9 protein-coding genes are annotated in these 16814 nt (G+C 37.5%); 7 read left to right on the forward strand and 2 right to left on the reverse strand.

Annotated elements, in window-relative coordinates; translation table 11 throughout:
* Positions 1 to 17: 17 nt before the first annotated feature.
* The gene (gene dhaS / locus A6J74_RS27300; RefSeq protein ID WP_000080298.1) at positions 18 to 1502 is read right to left on the reverse strand and encodes an aldehyde dehydrogenase DhaS; all 1485 of its coding nucleotides are present in this window, start codon (positions 1500 to 1502) and stop codon (positions 18 to 20) included.
* Positions 1503 to 1774: 272 nt separating this feature from the next.
* Between dhaS and A6J74_RS27305 the strand changes: the two genes are divergently transcribed.
* The 6 genes from A6J74_RS27305 (at position 1775) to A6J74_RS27330 (ending at position 8402) form a co-directional block, all read left to right on the forward strand.
* Positions 1775 to 2053 carry a YhdT family protein gene (locus A6J74_RS27305; protein ID WP_000800723.1) on the forward strand — a complete coding sequence of 93 codons (279 nt, stop codon included), beginning with the start codon at positions 1775 to 1777 and terminating at the stop codon, positions 2051 to 2053.
* A gap of 3 nt (positions 2054 to 2056) precedes the next feature.
* Positions 2057 to 3490 carry a sodium/pantothenate symporter gene (gene panF / locus A6J74_RS27310; protein ID WP_001104810.1) on the forward strand — a complete coding sequence of 478 codons (1434 nt, stop codon included), beginning with the start codon at positions 2057 to 2059 and terminating at the stop codon, positions 3488 to 3490.
* A gap of 108 nt (positions 3491 to 3598) precedes the next feature.
* Positions 3599 to 4546, forward strand: a complete 948-nt coding sequence (locus A6J74_RS27315; RefSeq protein ID WP_073990662.1) for a nucleoside hydrolase — start codon at positions 3599 to 3601, stop codon at positions 4544 to 4546.
* A gap of 115 nt (positions 4547 to 4661) precedes the next feature.
* On the forward strand, positions 4662 to 5771 hold the full coding sequence (locus A6J74_RS27320; RefSeq protein WP_000751360.1) for a serine hydrolase: 1110 nt from the start codon (positions 4662 to 4664) through the stop codon (positions 5769 to 5771).
* A gap of 222 nt (positions 5772 to 5993) precedes the next feature.
* Entirely contained in the window at positions 5994 to 7502 is a 1509-nt protein-coding gene (gene argH, locus A6J74_RS27325) for an argininosuccinate lyase (RefSeq protein ID WP_000813956.1), read from the forward strand.
* Positions 7503 to 7562: 60 nt separating this feature from the next.
* A complete protein-coding gene (locus tag A6J74_RS27330) occupies positions 7563 to 8402 on the forward strand; it encodes a GNAT family N-acetyltransferase (protein ID WP_002093485.1) in 840 nt (279 codons plus the stop codon).
* Positions 8403 to 8437: 35 nt separating this feature from the next.
* On the opposite strand, the gene A6J74_RS27335 is transcribed toward A6J74_RS27330, so the two are convergent.
* Complete coding sequence (locus A6J74_RS27335) at positions 8438 to 9187, reverse strand: (S)-benzoin forming benzil reductase (protein ID WP_001271043.1); 750 nt, start codon at positions 9185 to 9187, stop codon at positions 8438 to 8440.
* A gap of 116 nt (positions 9188 to 9303) precedes the next feature.
* On the opposite strand from A6J74_RS27335, the gene A6J74_RS27340 reads away from it, so the two are divergent.
* Positions 9304 to 16776, forward strand: a complete 7473-nt coding sequence (locus tag A6J74_RS27340; RefSeq protein ID WP_001116424.1) for a DUF7507 domain-containing protein — start codon at positions 9304 to 9306, stop codon at positions 16774 to 16776.
* The last annotated feature ends 38 nt before the right edge of the window (positions 16777 to 16814 follow it).

Raw genomic sequence — 16814 nt, forward strand, 5'->3', positions numbered from 1 at the left:
GATCAGGTTCTTTCGATTTAATTTAAGTTTAACCAAACGCTCTTCACTTCTGTATAGTTATTTAATGCGTAAGATCCCATTTCACGGCCAAGACCAGATTGTTTAAATCCTCCAAATGGAGATGCTGCATCAAAGACGTTATAACAGTTTACCCATACTGTACCTGCGCGTACTTTACTTGCAACATAGTGTGCTGTCTTAACATTTTCTGTCCATACACCAGCTGCCAAGCCAAATTGTGATTTATTCGCACGTTCAATTACTTCATCAATATCGTTAAACGGTATTGCAGAAATAACTGGACCGAAAATTTCTTCTTTTGCGATTGTCATCTCATCATTGACGTCGGCGAATACTGTAGGAGAAACGAAGTAGCCTTGATCAAATGGATTACTTCCTCCACAAAGTACTTCAGCGCCTTCTTCAATCCCTTTTTCAATGAAGCCCATTACACGTTTTTGTTGTTCTTCGGAAACGAGAGGACCGATTGTAGTTTCTGGACTTAGACCAGCACCTTGATTTAATTTTTTAGAATAAAGGACGAGATCAGCCATGACATTATCATACATTTTCTTCGGAATAAATAAGCGTGATCCAGCAGAGCATACTTGTCCTTGGTTAAACATAACACCAGAAAGTGCACCAGGAATAGCGCGAGATAAGTCGGCGTCTGGTAAAATAATATTTGGTGATTTACCACCAAGTTCTAAAGTAACACGTTTTAATGATTCGGATGCTTGTCTCATAATTTGTTTGCCAACTGGAGTAGAACCAGTAAATGCAATTTTATCAACGAGTGGATGATTAACGAGAGCTTGTCCAGCTGATTCACCGAATCCAGGAACGATATTAATAACACCTTTCGGGAATCCAGCTTCTTCAATTAATTCAGCTAAGTATAGAGCGGATAGTGGAGTTTGTTCTGCAGGTTTTAAAACGATTGTACATCCTGTAGCAAGCGCCGCTCCCATTTTCCACATTGCCATAAGAAGCGGGAAGTTCCAAGGGATAATTTGACCAACGACACCAACAGCTTCATGGCGTGTATAGTTAAAGTAATCACCGGAAACAGGAATTGTTTGACCAACGATTTTCGTCGCCCAGCCAGCATAATAGCGCATATGCTCAATTGCAAGTGGTATGTCTGCTGCCATTGTTTCACGGATTGGCTTTCCGTTATCTAACGTTTCGAGCTGTGCAAGCTCTTCTTTATGTTCTTCCATTAAATCGGCAAGCTTGTACATAAGGCGGCTTCGTTCAGCAGTGCTCATGCGAGACCAAGGACCTTCGTCAAAAGCCATGCGAGCTGCGACTACAGCTTTATGAATATCTTCGCGACCAGCTTCAGAAACGATGGCAAGCGTTTCGCCAGTTGCAGGGTTAGGCGTTTTAAACGTTTTACCGGAAGCGCTTTCAACGAAAGATCCATTCACATATAACTTTTTCGTGCCTTGAAGAAACTTTTCTACCTTTTCATGAAGATTTACAGCTAGTTGACTCATTGTATAACCCCCTTGAAAATATAATGTAAACGCAGTACGAGACGGCGTTTATTCCGAAATCAAGGATGTAGGAACTAGATGGAAAGCCTCTAATTAAAATCATAATTAACAATTACTGAAAATTCAAATTTCATTTGTGTTACAATTGTAAAAAATATGTAATGTAAGAGAGTCTTCTATATAATTATAAAAAATCCTGCTTGTTTTTGCTTTCTAGTAGGAAAAACTAGAAGAACAATGGTACAATAATACATCGTGAGAGGAGGGAGAAAATGAAGAATTATCATGATGATCCACGCTTTCGAATCGCCCATAGAGAAGCGTTAATTGGTCTTGGACTTGCTATTATCAATTTTATAATATGGTACGGATTTGCTTATGGGCTTGGTAGTAAAAATCCAAGTGAATATACATATGTATTCGGTTTTCCAGCATGGTTTTTTTATAGTTGTATTGTTGGATTTGTCGTAATGGTTATTTTGCTTAGTTTAGTTGTTCGTTTTGTATTTCAAGATATTTCACTCGATGAGGAAGAAAAAAGTGAGGAATAATAGATGAATTGGTATGTAATCATTCCAATGATAATTTCGTTTATCGTTGTATTTTTAATTGGTATATATGCTTCAAGACGCGTGCAAGCGACTGCTCATAATAAATTTTTGCAAGAATATTTTCTTGGTGGACGTGAGCTTGGCGGTTTATTATTAGCGATGACAATGATTGCTACGTACGGTAGTGCAAGTAGTTTCATTGGTGGCCCTGGTATTGCTTACAATATGGGACTTGGATGGGTATTATTATCTGCGATTCAAGTTGTAACAGGGTATATCGTTTTAACAGTTATCGGTAAAAAGTTTGCAATTATTGCTAGGAAGATGGAAGCAATTACGCTTATCGATTATTTAAAAGGAAGATACAATAATAAAGCGGTTGTTATACTTTCGGCGTTATGTATTATTATCTTTTTATTTTCAGCAACAGTAGCCCAGTGGGTCGGCGGTGGACGATTAATTGAGTCGCTAACAGGTCTATCTTATACAACAGCACTATTTTTATTTACTTTTTCTGTACTTGTGTACGTATTAATTGGTGGGTTCCGCGCAGTTGCGTTATCAGATACGTTATTAGGTATCATTATGTTAGTTGGAACGACAATCATTTTAGTTGCTACTGTTATTGCTGGTGGTGGAATTGAAAAGATTATGCAGGAACTTGTTCAAATCAATCCGAATTTAATTACACCATTCGGAGCAGATGGTAGTTTAACGAAATCATATGTTACATCGTTTTGGATTTTAATTGGAATTGGCGTTGTCGGTTTACCACAAATTAGTGTGCGTGCTATGTCTTATAAAAATTCAAAAGCTATGCATCAAGCTCTAATCATTGGAACGGTTGTTGTTGGTACAATTATGATCGGGATGCATTTAACGGGTGTATTTGCACGAGTAGTACTTCCTGGTATAACGGTACCAGATAAAGTCATGCCGCTACTCGCGATGGAAGTGTTGCCGCCTTGGCTAGCTGGTGTTTTCTTAGCGGCACCAATGGCAGCGATTATGTCTACAGTAAATTCGCTATTGTTACTTGTAAGTTCATCGATTATTAAAGATATATATGTAAATTACATAAATAAAGATGCAGCAGACAGTACGATAAAAAAAGGAAGTTTGTGGATTACGGGTATTGTAGGACTGCTCGTTTATGCAGCGGCGATTAAACCACCAGATTTTTTAATATGGTTAAATTTATTTTCTTTCGGTGGATTAGAAGCAGCATTCATTTGGCCGATCGTCTTAGGGTTATATTGGAGAAAAGGGAATGCAACTGGAGCGCTTGCTTCCATTTTAGTTGGGGTAGGCTCATATATGTGTATTCATCTTTTCTACCCAAATCCGTTCGGTATACATACAGTTGTCTTCCCAATTTGCTTTGCGTTTATCGCTTACATAGTGGGAAGTATGATTGCTGTGAAAAAAACAGCATAGGCTAGATGAAGAACGTAGTCCGTATAGGACTGCGTTTTTTTTATATAAATTTCATCTTTTTTATTCTGTATATGTAGGGCTATTCATAAATTAATAACAACTGAGGGGATGGAGTTGAGGTCGATGAAAAAAGTGTTATTTTTAGGAGACCCGGGAATAGATGACTCTTTAGCAATTATGTATGGATTGTTGCATCCTGATATTGATATTGTTGGTGTAGTAACTGGATATGGGAATGTAACACAAGAAAAAGCGACAAGTAATGCAGCGTATTTATTACAGTTAGCAGGTAGGGAAGATATACCAGTTATTAATGGTGCGAAAATCCCTTTATCTGGAGATATTACAACGTATTATCCAGAAATTCACGGGACGGAAGGTTTAGGGCCAATTCGTCCTCCGAAAAACCTTTCTCCAAATATAAAGCCTTTTTGTGAGTTTTTCGATATTCTTGAAAAATATAAAGGAGAATTAATCATTGTTGATGCTGGTAGGTCAACGACATTAGCGACAGCGTTTATTTTAGAAAAGCCGATGATGAAATATGTAAAAGAATATTATATAATGGGCGGTGCTTTTTTAATGCCTGGCAATGTTACACCAGTGGCGGAGGCGAATTTTCATGGCGATCCGATTGCGTCACAGTTAGTTATGCAAAATGCGAAGAATGTAACATTAGTGCCGCTTAATGTTACATCCGAGGCAATTATAACGCCAGAGATGGTAAAATATATTACGAAACATTCTAAAACGAGTTTTAATAAGTTAATCGAGCCGATATTTACGTATTATTATAAAGCTTATAGAAAGTTAAATCCGAAAATAAAAGGAAGTCCAGTACATGACGTCGTTACAATGATGGTTGCGGCAAATCCATCCCTTTTAGATTATGTATATCGTCGTGTCGATGTAGATACAGCTGGAATTGCAAAAGGAGAAAGTATTGCAGATTTCCGTCCTCAACCTGATGCAAAAGCCTTGAAAAATTGGGTACGAATTGGTTGGTCATTACATTATAAAAAATTTCTTGAGGATTTTGTGAAAATCATGACGTAGACATAATAGGAGTATACAAGTTAAAATAATGGAGATGGTTATTTAAATGACCATCTCCATTATTTTGTTTTTTAAAGATAGAGAGAAGAGTTATACAATAGGAGAGGAATTTTACTTGAAAAAAACTATAGTATGCGCAGTAATTGTGGGTATTTTCGTTTTGCTAATATCGGGTAACTTTTTAGTGAAAAAAGTATGGAGTTCAAATAATGATGATGCACAGTATATTGCATCTTTTATTGAAGAACATAAAGATGAAAAAAATAGTGCGCTTCTAGTAAAGAGAAATGATAAAGTTGTTTATTCTGTAAATCCAAATGTTGTATTGCCAGTTGCTAGTACGATGAAATTAATTGTGGCGCTTGAATATACGAAACAAGTTACAGAAGGGAAAATTGACCCGGCTAGTTTCGTTTCAATTAATGATGTCAATCGATATTATGTACCGAATACAGATGGTGGTGCACAAGATAGATGGCAAAGGTATTTGGAGAAGACAGGCAAGATAACTGAAGGAGCCGTTACTTTAGAAGACGTGGCAAAAGGAATGGTTAAGTTTAGTTCGAATGCTAATGCGGAATATTTAATGGAAGTGTTAGGATTAGATAATATTAATCGAAATTTACAAAGTTTATCGCTCCCTGCACATCAACCACTATTTCCGATTGTTTCATCTTTATATATCCCAGGATATTTGCATAAAGAATTACATGTTCCAAAATATAAAATAGAGAAAAAATTAAAAGAAATGACTCAAGAGCAATATCGTGAATATGCGATGATTATTCATGAGCGCTTAAAAAAGAAGGGGTCATTATTACAGAAAGAAATTCCTCTTTATTTAGAGGAACGTTATGATAAAATTTGGTCAGATAGATTACCAGCTGCGTCCGCAAACGATTATATGGTATTGCTGCAAAAGGCAAACCATAAAGGTGGCCTGACAGAAGCTGAAGAAAAAGTGTGGGCGAGTATCGTTGAAACAGATATGAGTGCCAAGAAATATCGTAAAACATTCAGACACGCAGGACAAAAGAATGGGTATACGCCATGGACGGTTACAAAAGCGGTTTATGCTATGGATAAGCGCGGGAACTGTACAGAAATTGTATTCTTAGCGAATAATTTAAATGAAGATGACAGTGCAGAAATACGTAAACATTTAGCAAATTTACATTTCCAAGTGTTGCAAAGTGATAAGTATGATGCGACTTTTATTAAATAAACTCGGTGCATAAAGCACCGAGTTTATTTTTGTCCCGCTATTTGTGGACAGTAAGACTCCCATCTCAAAATTGGGCGAATGCGAGAGAGTTAGGTGGGAGTACAATTGCCTGTAAAAGGCCGATTGGTAAGGGCTAATTAAAGTTTCACTTTATGTATAAGCACTTTTTTACTATCTCTGGGTATGATGGGTAGTAATACTTAGGTGAAAGGGGAAAAGGTGATGAAACAGAGTAAAGAAGAATTTATAAAGAATGAAGGCGCTGATTTCCCTGGGAAAACATATGTGGATTGTGTATTACAACATGTATTTAATTTTCAGTATAACCACTTATTAAAAGATATGTTTCAAGTGCATAAAGCGCATATTATGATGCTGACTGAAGAAAGTTTAATAAAAAAAGAAGAAGCTACAGTTATATTAAAAGCACTAAAAAAGGTAGAAGGAATGCCCAAAGATCAATTGCGATATACAGAACAACATGAAGATCTCTTTTTTTTAGTTGAACATTTAATTTCTCAGGAAGCAAAGTGTGATTTTGTAAGTAATATGCATATCGGTCGAAGTAGAAATGATATGGGAGTAACGATGTATCGTATGAGCTTAAGACGATATGTATTACGATTAATGGAACACCATTTATTATTGCAAGAAAGTATATTGCAACTTGCTGATGATCATAAGGGAACAATTATGCCAGCTTATACACATACACAACCAGCACAGCCAACAACGTTTGGTCATTATATGTTAGCAATTTATGATACGATGCAAAGAGACTTAGAACGAATGAAAAAAACGTACCAAATTTTAAATCAGTCTCCGATGGGGGCAGCTGCACTTTCAACAACAAGTTTTCCGATTAAACGAGAACGAGTTTCTCATTTACTTGGATTTACAAATGTAATTGAGAACTCATATGATGCTGTCGCTGGAGCGGATTATTTATTAGATGTTAGCTCGTTACTTATGATAATGATGACAAATACGAGTAGATGGATTCATGACTTCTTATTATTAGCGACGAAAGAATATGATGGTATTACTGTTGCGAAGCCATATGTGCAAATTAGTAGTATTATGCCACAAAAACGAAATCCAGTTTCAATTGAGCATGCTCGTGCTATTACGAGTAGCGCTTTAGGAGAAGCATTTACAGTATTTCAAATGATTCATAATACACCATTTGGGGATATTGTCGATACGGAAGATGACTTACAGCCGTATTTATATAAAGGAATCGAAAAGACGATTCGCGTATTTTCTATTATGAATGCAGTCATTCGAACGATGAAAGTAGAAGAAGAAACGTTAAAAAGTCGTTCCTATAAACATGCAATAACGATAACTGATTTTGCAGATGTTTTAACAAAAAACTATAAAATTCCATTTCGGCATGCTCATCATGCAGCAAGTACGATTGCTAATATGTCATTGGTGCAGAAAAAGGAGCTTCATGAATTACATTTCAAAGATGTAAATATATACTTACAAGAAAAATTTAAAATACATTTATTGGAAAAAGAGTGGAAAGAAATTATATCGCCAGAAGCTTTTATTCAAAAAAGAAATGTATACGGAGGACCGAGTAAAAAAGAGATGGAACGAATGATTCAAAAGCGTAAAGAGTCATTTAAAAATGAAGAAGAGCGATTTGAAACGGAAAAACGGAGAATATTACGAGCTGAATATAATTTGAACATATTAGTTTCAAATATTATCGAATCGTAAAAGAAGGATTTAATGAATTAATCGCCAATACTTAATTAAAATATAAATGGAGAGAAGAGATTGTCGATGATTCAATTACACGTATATAAAGAGATTCTTCATTTTAAAGAAGATGTTACACCATTTTTAGAAAAGAATGAGCAGGAAAATAATTTAATGTTAGGTATATTACAAGTAGCTCAAGAACCGACGTTTATGGGGGTAGCGAAACGAGGAGAAGAAATTACAGTTGTATTTCTTCAAACAGAAGAGAAGATACAAATGATTGTTGCAACTTCTGAAAATTCGGAAGTAGATATAGTGAAACTTGCAAAAGAGTTATCGAAAGTATATCCGGACATTCCTGGATTGATCGGTAATAAGGAAATTGTACAGAAATTAGCTGAAGAGCTTGCGGTGTTAGAAAATAAGAAAACGAATGTTGTAATGAAACAAGGTGTATATGCATTACAACAAATTAAGAAGAAGTGGAACGAGGATGGAATTTTTCGAGAAATAACTAATGATGAGTTGCCATTAATAGAAAAATGGATATATCAATTTTGTGAAGATGTGAAGCTCCCAACTACGAAAGAAGAAGCGGAACAAACCGCACATACATTAATCACTAATAATCGTCTATTTGGTCTAGAAGTAGATGGGAAACTCGTTTCTGTAGCTGCAAAAACGAGACCAACTACAAATAATATAACAGTAAATTTCGTTTATACCCCGAAAGAAGCACGAAAAAAAGGGTACGCATCTAATTGTGTAGCGGCACTCAGTCAACGTATGTTAGACGAAGGGTACAAGACGACTACACTATATACTGATTTAGCCAATCCGACATCTAATAAAATTTATCAAGAAATTGGTTATGAACAAATTGCGGAGTCTGTGCTCATATTTTTAGAGAAGTAGAATAAAAAGGCGTGCTATTTTAGCACGCCTTTTTATTATTCATCAATTCTAATAACTTCGCCTTGCGGGAAGTTCTCAGTTTCTAGTAAGTTACGAATAGCTTTTGCCACATATTCAGGTGATAATAGCTTTCCTTCTTCTTTTAGTGTGATGAATCGGTCTAAATTTGTGAAGTCTTCTTTATTTGTTTCACGAATTTGTACTTGCATATTTGTATCCACAACACCAGGTGCAAAAGCGACGATTTTTACTGGATATTCTTTTTCCTCTTCTTCAGTCGCTACGCATTGTGTAAACATATTCACACCAGCTTTCGTAGTACAATAAGCGCCCCAGCCAAAGTAAGGTTTTTTTCCTGCACCAGATGAAATGTTTACAACGCGTTTATCTACTTTCCAGTCTTTCGTATGTTTCATGAACATAGATGTAAGAATCATAGGGGCAAGTAAATTAATGTGAACGTTCGTAATGAATTGTTCGCTTTCTGCTTTTTCAATCGGCTTCATAGGTGCAACTGTACCCGCATTATTAATTAAATGAATAGAAGATACATTGTCTTCTTTAATGGATGAAATGATTTCGTTAAAGTTAGTTTCTAAATGATGTACATCTTGAAGATCTAAGGAATGGAAAATACAATTGCTGTTATATTGTTCTGCAAGTTTAGTAAGCTCTTTATTTTCTCTTCTAGAAATAGAGATGATGGTTGTGCTTTCTTCTAATAATTGCGCGGCAATTGCCTCACCTAAACCTTGTGAAGTTCCTGTTATGATAACGTAGCGCATAGTTTTATAAACTCCTCTCGTATGTGCGGAATTTTGTTGGACAACGTACACTCTATAGTTTGTCTACATTTTATAGTATAGAGCACTTTTTACTATAAATGAAATGAGATGATTACGTGCCTTTTATGAATCGCTTTACAACGACAGTTACTGGTGCCGTCACGTTCACTGGGAACACGTTGGGACTCAGTCCTACATCTCCTGCACCAGGCAATAATTTCGGTACGATTGATGTATTTACTACGGTAAATACATCGCTTCAAGTGCCAGGATTCCCAGCAGGAACGACAAATGATTGGCGATTAAATTCTGCAAGTGCAATTTTGAACCTTCCAGCAGGGAGTAGTGTCTTATACGCAGAACTTGTGTGGGCTGGCACATACCGGACTGATACGGAGGATGTTACTGCGTTTTTAAATGATAATATTACCTTTACAACACCAGCGGGGACATTTTCTGTTACACCAGACCCAGCAACTGCCCAGCAAGGTTCAGTAGGGAAGCAGTTTTATTATAGTCGTTCTGCTAACGTAACGAACCTTATTAGTGCAGGTGGGGCTGGCACATATACAACAGGTGCCGTGCCAGCTGCAAGAACTTCAGCTGATTCAACAATTAGTCGTTCGGTTGGCTGGACGCTTGAGGTAGTTTATCAAAATGTGAGTTTACCACTAAGGAATTTATCGGTGTATGCAGGACAAGAAATTATTGAGGCATCATCACCACCAGTAGATGCTGTTATTTCAGGTTTTGCAACGCCGTCTACGGGAACAGTTACAGGAAGAGTACTTGTAACTGCCCAAGAAGGTGATGCTAACATTGTTGGAGATCAACTTCGTTTTGGGCCGAATGCAAATGCTACAGTTACTTTATTCGGACCGAGAAATCCTGCAAATAATTTCTTTCAGTCACAAATTTGTAATGACAATGGAAATTTAGATACGAGCGGAACATTTGGAAATCTGAATCAGCCGTTAGGAATAGCTTTAGCGATCCGAAGACAAGGGTGGGATATTACGAATGTAGATGCCTCCTCATCTTTAGTAAACAATCAGACGTCAGCAACTGTTCGCTTTGTCACAAATGGAGATGGATACGCTGCAGCTGGTTTTGGTGTTCAAATTGATGCAACAGGTCCAATCATTAATCCTGTTAAATCGGTAAATAGAACCGTTGCAGGGGTAGGGGATACTCTCACCTATACGATTACGGTCCCGAATACAGGAACAGGAAGTGCAGAAAACGTTGTATTACAAGATAGTATTCCGAACGGAACTACATTCGTAGCAGGTAGTGTAACGGTAGGTGGAGTAACGCAACCGAGTGCGAATCCCGCGAATGGAATTAATTTAGGTACAATCCCAAATAACACGCAAAGAATTGTTACATTTCAAGTTCGAATAACATCGTTCCCGAACCCAAATCCTATTCCAAATCGTGCAATGGTGTCATATCAATTCCGTCCTTTTGTCGGTAGTGCCCCTATTACAAGTACGTCTTCTTCAAACACAGTACAAACGACAGTGAATCAAGCGACTATAAGTATGCAAAAATCTGTAGATCTACAGACGGCAACTCTTAATGATGTATTAACGTACACAGTTAATGTGACGAATAATGGGAATGTTGCTGCAAACAATGTTATTTTTGTTGATAGTATCCCTGCAGGAACAACATTTGTAGCTAATAGTGTTACGGTTAATGGAGTAGCACGTCCAGGAGCGAATCCATCAAGTAGTATTAATCTTGGAAGTATTAATGCATCGCAAACGACTGTAGTACGCTTTCAAGTACGAGTGACATCGAACCCTCTTGTCAATCCAATACCGAACCGTGCAAGTGCAACCTTTACCTTTACCCCAGTGCCTGGTCAACAACCAATTTCAGGTCAAGCGACGAGTAATACCGTAGTTACTACAATTAATATAGCTGATATAAGAACGAGAAAAACAGTGGATAGAGCTTTTGCGACAGTGAATGACGTTCTTACGTACACCGTTACAATTGAGAATACAGGAAATGTACTTGCGACGAATGTTGTTTTTCAAGATCCAATCCCAATTGGAACGACTTTTATTGCAAATAGTGTGACTGTAGATGGGGTTTCGCAACCTGGGGCAAATCCAGCGACTGGGTTTGCGGTAGCAAATATATCTCCCGGCGGAAGTAGGACAGTGACTTTTCAAGTACGAGTGACATCTACGCCATCAGGAGGTACGATTGCGAATCGTGGAAATGTATCTGCTAATTTCGTCGTTAAACCAAATCAGCCGCCAGTAACGATTAATAGACAAACGAATACTGTAGTGACACAAGTTAATACGGGTGGTTTAAATGTAATAAAAGAAGTGAATACAACGCAAGCGGCAGTAGGGGACACTTTAACATACACAATTGCCGTCCAAAATACAGGAAATGTTCCGTTAACAAATGTGCTTTTCCAAGACATTATTTCTTCCGCTGTTTCTTTCGTTGCAAATTCTGTAACAATTAATGGAGTACCGCAAAGTGGATTGAATCCGAATACAGGATTTTCTCTTCCAAATATTCCTGCGGCTCAAACAGTTGTAGTCACATTTGACGTATTAATTGTACAGGATCCAGAAAATGAAGATATTTTAAATCAAGCAAATGTAACAGCAAGTTTTCAAGTGAATCCGAGCGAACCGCCAGTAACAATCAATGTACCGAGTAATATTGTGAATACAACTGTACAATCAGGGAATTTTGAAGTTGTGAAAGCAGTGAATACAGATGTTGCAACGGTAGGGGATGTTTTAGTATATACAATCGAAGTTATAAATGCAGGTAGTGTACCAGCTACAAATGTATTTTTCCAAGATTCAATTCCACAAGGGACATTATTTATTGAAAATAGTGTAGTTGTTAATGGTGTTTTACAAGAAGGGGCAGATCCAGAACTTGGATTCCCATTAAATAATTTGCCTACTGGTGCGAGTGTAATTGTTACTTTTGAAGTATTAATTGATGAAATTCCCCAAGGAAATAATGTCGTAAATAATGCGAATGTAACTGGAGATTTCCTTGTAAATCCGACAGAGCCACCGATTACTGTAACAGTACCAAGTAATACTGTTATGACAGTCGTGAATTCTTCAGGGTTAAATGTAATGAAAAGTGTAAGTGCTACTGAAGCAGGTGTAGGAGATACGTTAACGTATACAGTTCGTATACAAAATAGTGGAACAGTAGCAGCGACAAATGTATCATTCCTTGATCCAATTCCATCTGGAACAACGTTTGTAGCAAATAGTGTAACAATAAATGGAACGCCTCAGCCAGGTTTAAACCCAACAACTGGATTTCCACTTGCTAATATTCCAGTAGGAGGGATGGTAACAGTTACTTTTCAAGTGACGATCACGAGTGTACCACCAAATAGAGTTCTTCCGAATAATGCGAATGTAACTGCTGATTTCCAAGTAAGTCCTCTGCAGCCACCAATTACAATTGTAACGATTAGTAATATTGTTGTGACGCGAGTAAATGTAGGATCAATTAATGTAATAAAGAGTGTAAACACACCGCAAGCAGGCGTAGGAGATACGTTAACGTATACAATTCTTATTCAAAATACAGGAACTGTTCCTGCAACGAATATTATTTTTCAAGATCCGATTCCTGTTGGAACTGCGTTTGTAGCAAATAGTGTGACGATAAATGGAGTTGTTCAGCAAGGCGCGGATCCTATGGCAGGTTTCCCAGTACCAAATATTCCGGTCGGACAAACGGCTACGATTACGTTTCAAGTTACAGTGACGAGTGTTCCGAGCGGTGGAAATATTAGAAACCAATCGAACGTTACTGCAAGTTTTCTTATAAATCCAGCAAACCCTCCAATAACGACTGTTACGAATAGCAATTTTGTCGTGACACAAGTAAACACAGCACAGTTAAATATACAAAAATCTTCATCTGTACAACAAGCGGCATTTGGAGAAACTTATACGTATTCTGTTGTCATTCGAAATAACGGCACAGTACCAGCGACGAATGTTTCTTTCATCGATCCAATTGCTCCAGAAACAGCATTTGTCGCAAACAGTGTGACGATAAATGGAATTTCACAGCTTGGTTTAGATCCGAATATTGGTTTCCCGCTTCCTAATATTGCAGCTGGGGCATCAGTGACAGTAACGTTCCAAGTTACAGTAGTTACGCCATCCCCACGCGGAGCAGTATTAAATACGGCATCTGCTACAGCCACTTTCTTATTAAATCCTTTACAACCACCTGTAACAACGACAAATTCAAGTAATACGACAGTAGTTACAATACCGTTACCTCCTCCTGGTGAAGTAACAGCAACAAAAGCAGTTGACGTTGCGACTGGGGCTGTTGGAGATGTATTAACGTATAGCGTGCTAATTACGAACGTAGGAATTATACCTGTTACAGATGTACTCTTCCAAGATGTCATTCCGGAAGGAACGACATTTGTCGAAAATAGTGTAACGATAGGTGGGGTTCAGCAATTTGGTTTAAATCCAGAAATAGGATTTACTGTTACTCCATTATTAATTGCTGGTGGAAGTATTACGGTAACATTCCAAGTGACAATTACAGAGATTCCAGATAATGAAGTCATATTAAACGATGCTGACGTTACATTTACTTCACAACCGAATCCGCAGGAACCACCGATTACGGAAACGATATTAACGAATTTAGTCGTTACGACAATTAATATAGCGTTTATTTTTCCGTTAAAACTAGTAGATAAAGAAGTAGCGACTGTAGGAGAAATTTTAACGTATGATGTATTGATTTTTAATTTTGGAACAGTGGCAGCGACGAATGTTCAATTTATAGATACTACTTCCGCGGGTGTAGCATTTGTACTAGGAAGTGTGAGCATAAACGGGGTACCGGCACCAGGATTAGATCCTTTCATTGGTTTTACAGTTCCAGATATACCTGTAGATGATTTTGTACTTGTCACATATCAGGAGACGGTAACGAGCATACCAGAAGGTGGTACAGTTGTTAACTTTGTAGACGTTACCGCGACATTTGCTGTAAGTGAAACAGAACCACCTATTACTGAAACGACGACAAGTAACACGACATTAACAGAAATAAATGAATCTGGTTTGAATGTATTAAAATCAGTGAGTCAGCCGATTGTTGCAGTAGGGGATACAATCACCTATACAACAGTAGTTCAAAATACAGGGACAGTGACAGCAACGAATGTTCAATATAGTGATGTATTACCTTCTTCTATAGCATTCGTGCCGAACAGTGTAACGATAGACGGTGTGTTACAACCTGGATTCAATCCGAATAATGGATTCCCGCTTCCAGATATAAATCCAGGTGAAAGTGTAGAAGTAACATTTCAAGTAACAGTTGTTAGTGTTCCATCAAACGGAACAATTGTCAATACGGCAAATGTAACAGGTAGCTTTGTATTAGTACCAGGAGAACCACCAGTTATAGTAAACCAACCGAGCAATACAACACTCACAACTGTCAATAGAGGACAATTTAATGTTATTAAACAAGTAAATAGAGCGGCTACTCTCGTTGGAGATGTATTAACGTATACGGTTCAAATAACGAATACAGGAACAGTAATAGCTAACGATGTTCAGTTTGTTGATACGATTTCAGCAGGAGCGTCATTTGTACCAAATAGTGTAACGGTAAATGGAGTTTCGCAACTAAACTTAAATCCGATTACTGGCTTTGGAGTTGGAGATATACCAGTTGGTGAAACGGTTATAGTGACGTTTCAAGCGACAGTTACAACCATCCCGTCATCAGGAACAATTACGAACGTTGCAAATATAACAGGAAGTTTTACTTTAGTGCCAGGAGAACCACCGGTTATAGTGACAGATCCGAGTAATACGACTATAACAAGAATAAATAGAGGACGTTTCAGCATTATAAAATCTGTAAATAAAGAAGCGACACGTTTAGGAGATACGTTAACGTATAGTGTGCAAGTTACAAATACGGGAACGGTAACAGCGACGAATGTTCAGTTTATCGATGTTCCATCACCTAGTTTAGAATTTGTTCCTGGAAGTGTACAAATAAATGGGATTCCGCAAGTAGGTTTAGATCCTTTTGTAGGCTTTTCATTACCGGATCTTGCAGTAGGGGATAGCGTATTAATCACATTTGAAGTAAATGTAATTTCAATTCCGCCTTCTAGTAGCATTATGAATACAGCGAGAGTAACTGGTAATTTCGAATTGATTCCAGGAGAACCACCGTTTACAATTACCAATTCAAGTAATACGACAGTCACACCAGTAAATAGAGGCAGTTTAGATATGCTGAAAGAAGTAGATCATTCAATTGTTGGAGTAGGAGAAACGGTAACGTATCGTGTTCGTATATTAAATACTGGTACGGCTGACGCAATGAATGTTCAATTTATTGATGTGCTATCTCCGGAAGCTGTTTTTGTACCAAATAGTGTAACGGTAAATGGAGTAGCGCGTCCGGGAGTAAATCCGCAGGTTGGATTTACGATTTTGGACATTCCAGTCGGTGAGACGGCGATTGTAACATATGAAGCTACGATTACGAGTTTTCCAGATGGTGGTACAGTAGTGAACGTTGCTGGGGCATCAGCAGAATATATTTTAGTACCAGGTGAACCGCCAGTTACAGTGATGGACACGAGTAATACAGTTATTGTAACGGTAAATACTGCAATCTTATTTGTTGCAAAAGGAGCAAACTTTGAAGTAGCAATGGTAGGAGATGTTGTCACTTACGGCATTGCCGTCATAAATGATAGTACAGTTCCTGTGACGAATATTGTTTTAACAGATATCATTGATCCAAATACGTTATTTATAAATGGCACGGTAACGGTAAATGATGTACCTCTTCCATTTGCCAATCCGAATACGGGTATTCCGTTAGGTGATTTTCAGCCAAATGATGCGGCAATTATTAATTTCCAAGTTGTAATAACGGGAGGACAAATAAATAATTTAGTTACAAATACTGCTACAGCGACTGGGCTCGCAACTGTAAATCCGAATGAGCCGCCTGTAGTAGTTGAAGGTGATAGTAATACAGTTGTTATCCCGTTTATCCCTCAAAATGTCTCAACGACAGTCGTAAAAACGGCAAATCTTCAAACAGCAACAATTGGAGATGTCATTACGTTTACGACAGTCATTACAAATACAGGTGATACTGTCATGCAAAATATTCGTTTTCAAGACATGTTAGATAGTAGTGTTCGATTTATCCCTGGAAGCGTAATAGTCGATAGTGTTCCATTACGAAATGTAAGTCCAGTATCAGGGTTTCTTATAGGAAATTTAAATCCGGGTGAAGCGCGGACAGTTTCGTTTCAAGTAGTAGTTCAGAGCGCACCAAGTGGTTCAGGAAATTATATTAACCAAGCGAGTATTCGCTTTGAACATCAAGTAGGTACAGTATTGCCACCTGTTACACAAATAATAGAAAGTAACATGGTAGTCATCCCATTTGTTCCAACGATAGAACAAATTTGCGAAACGAACTTTAATTGCTTAGATAAAATTCCATTTCAATGTTCTCCATGTAATCACTTACAAATAAATAAAAAATAAATACCAAAAGAGCATCCTGTAAGAATAGGATGCTCTTT

The sequence above is a fragment of the Bacillus sp. FDAARGOS_235 genome, from assembly GCF_002073415.2.
Lineage (GTDB): Bacteria > Bacillota > Bacilli > Bacillales > Bacillaceae_G > Bacillus_A > Bacillus_A toyonensis.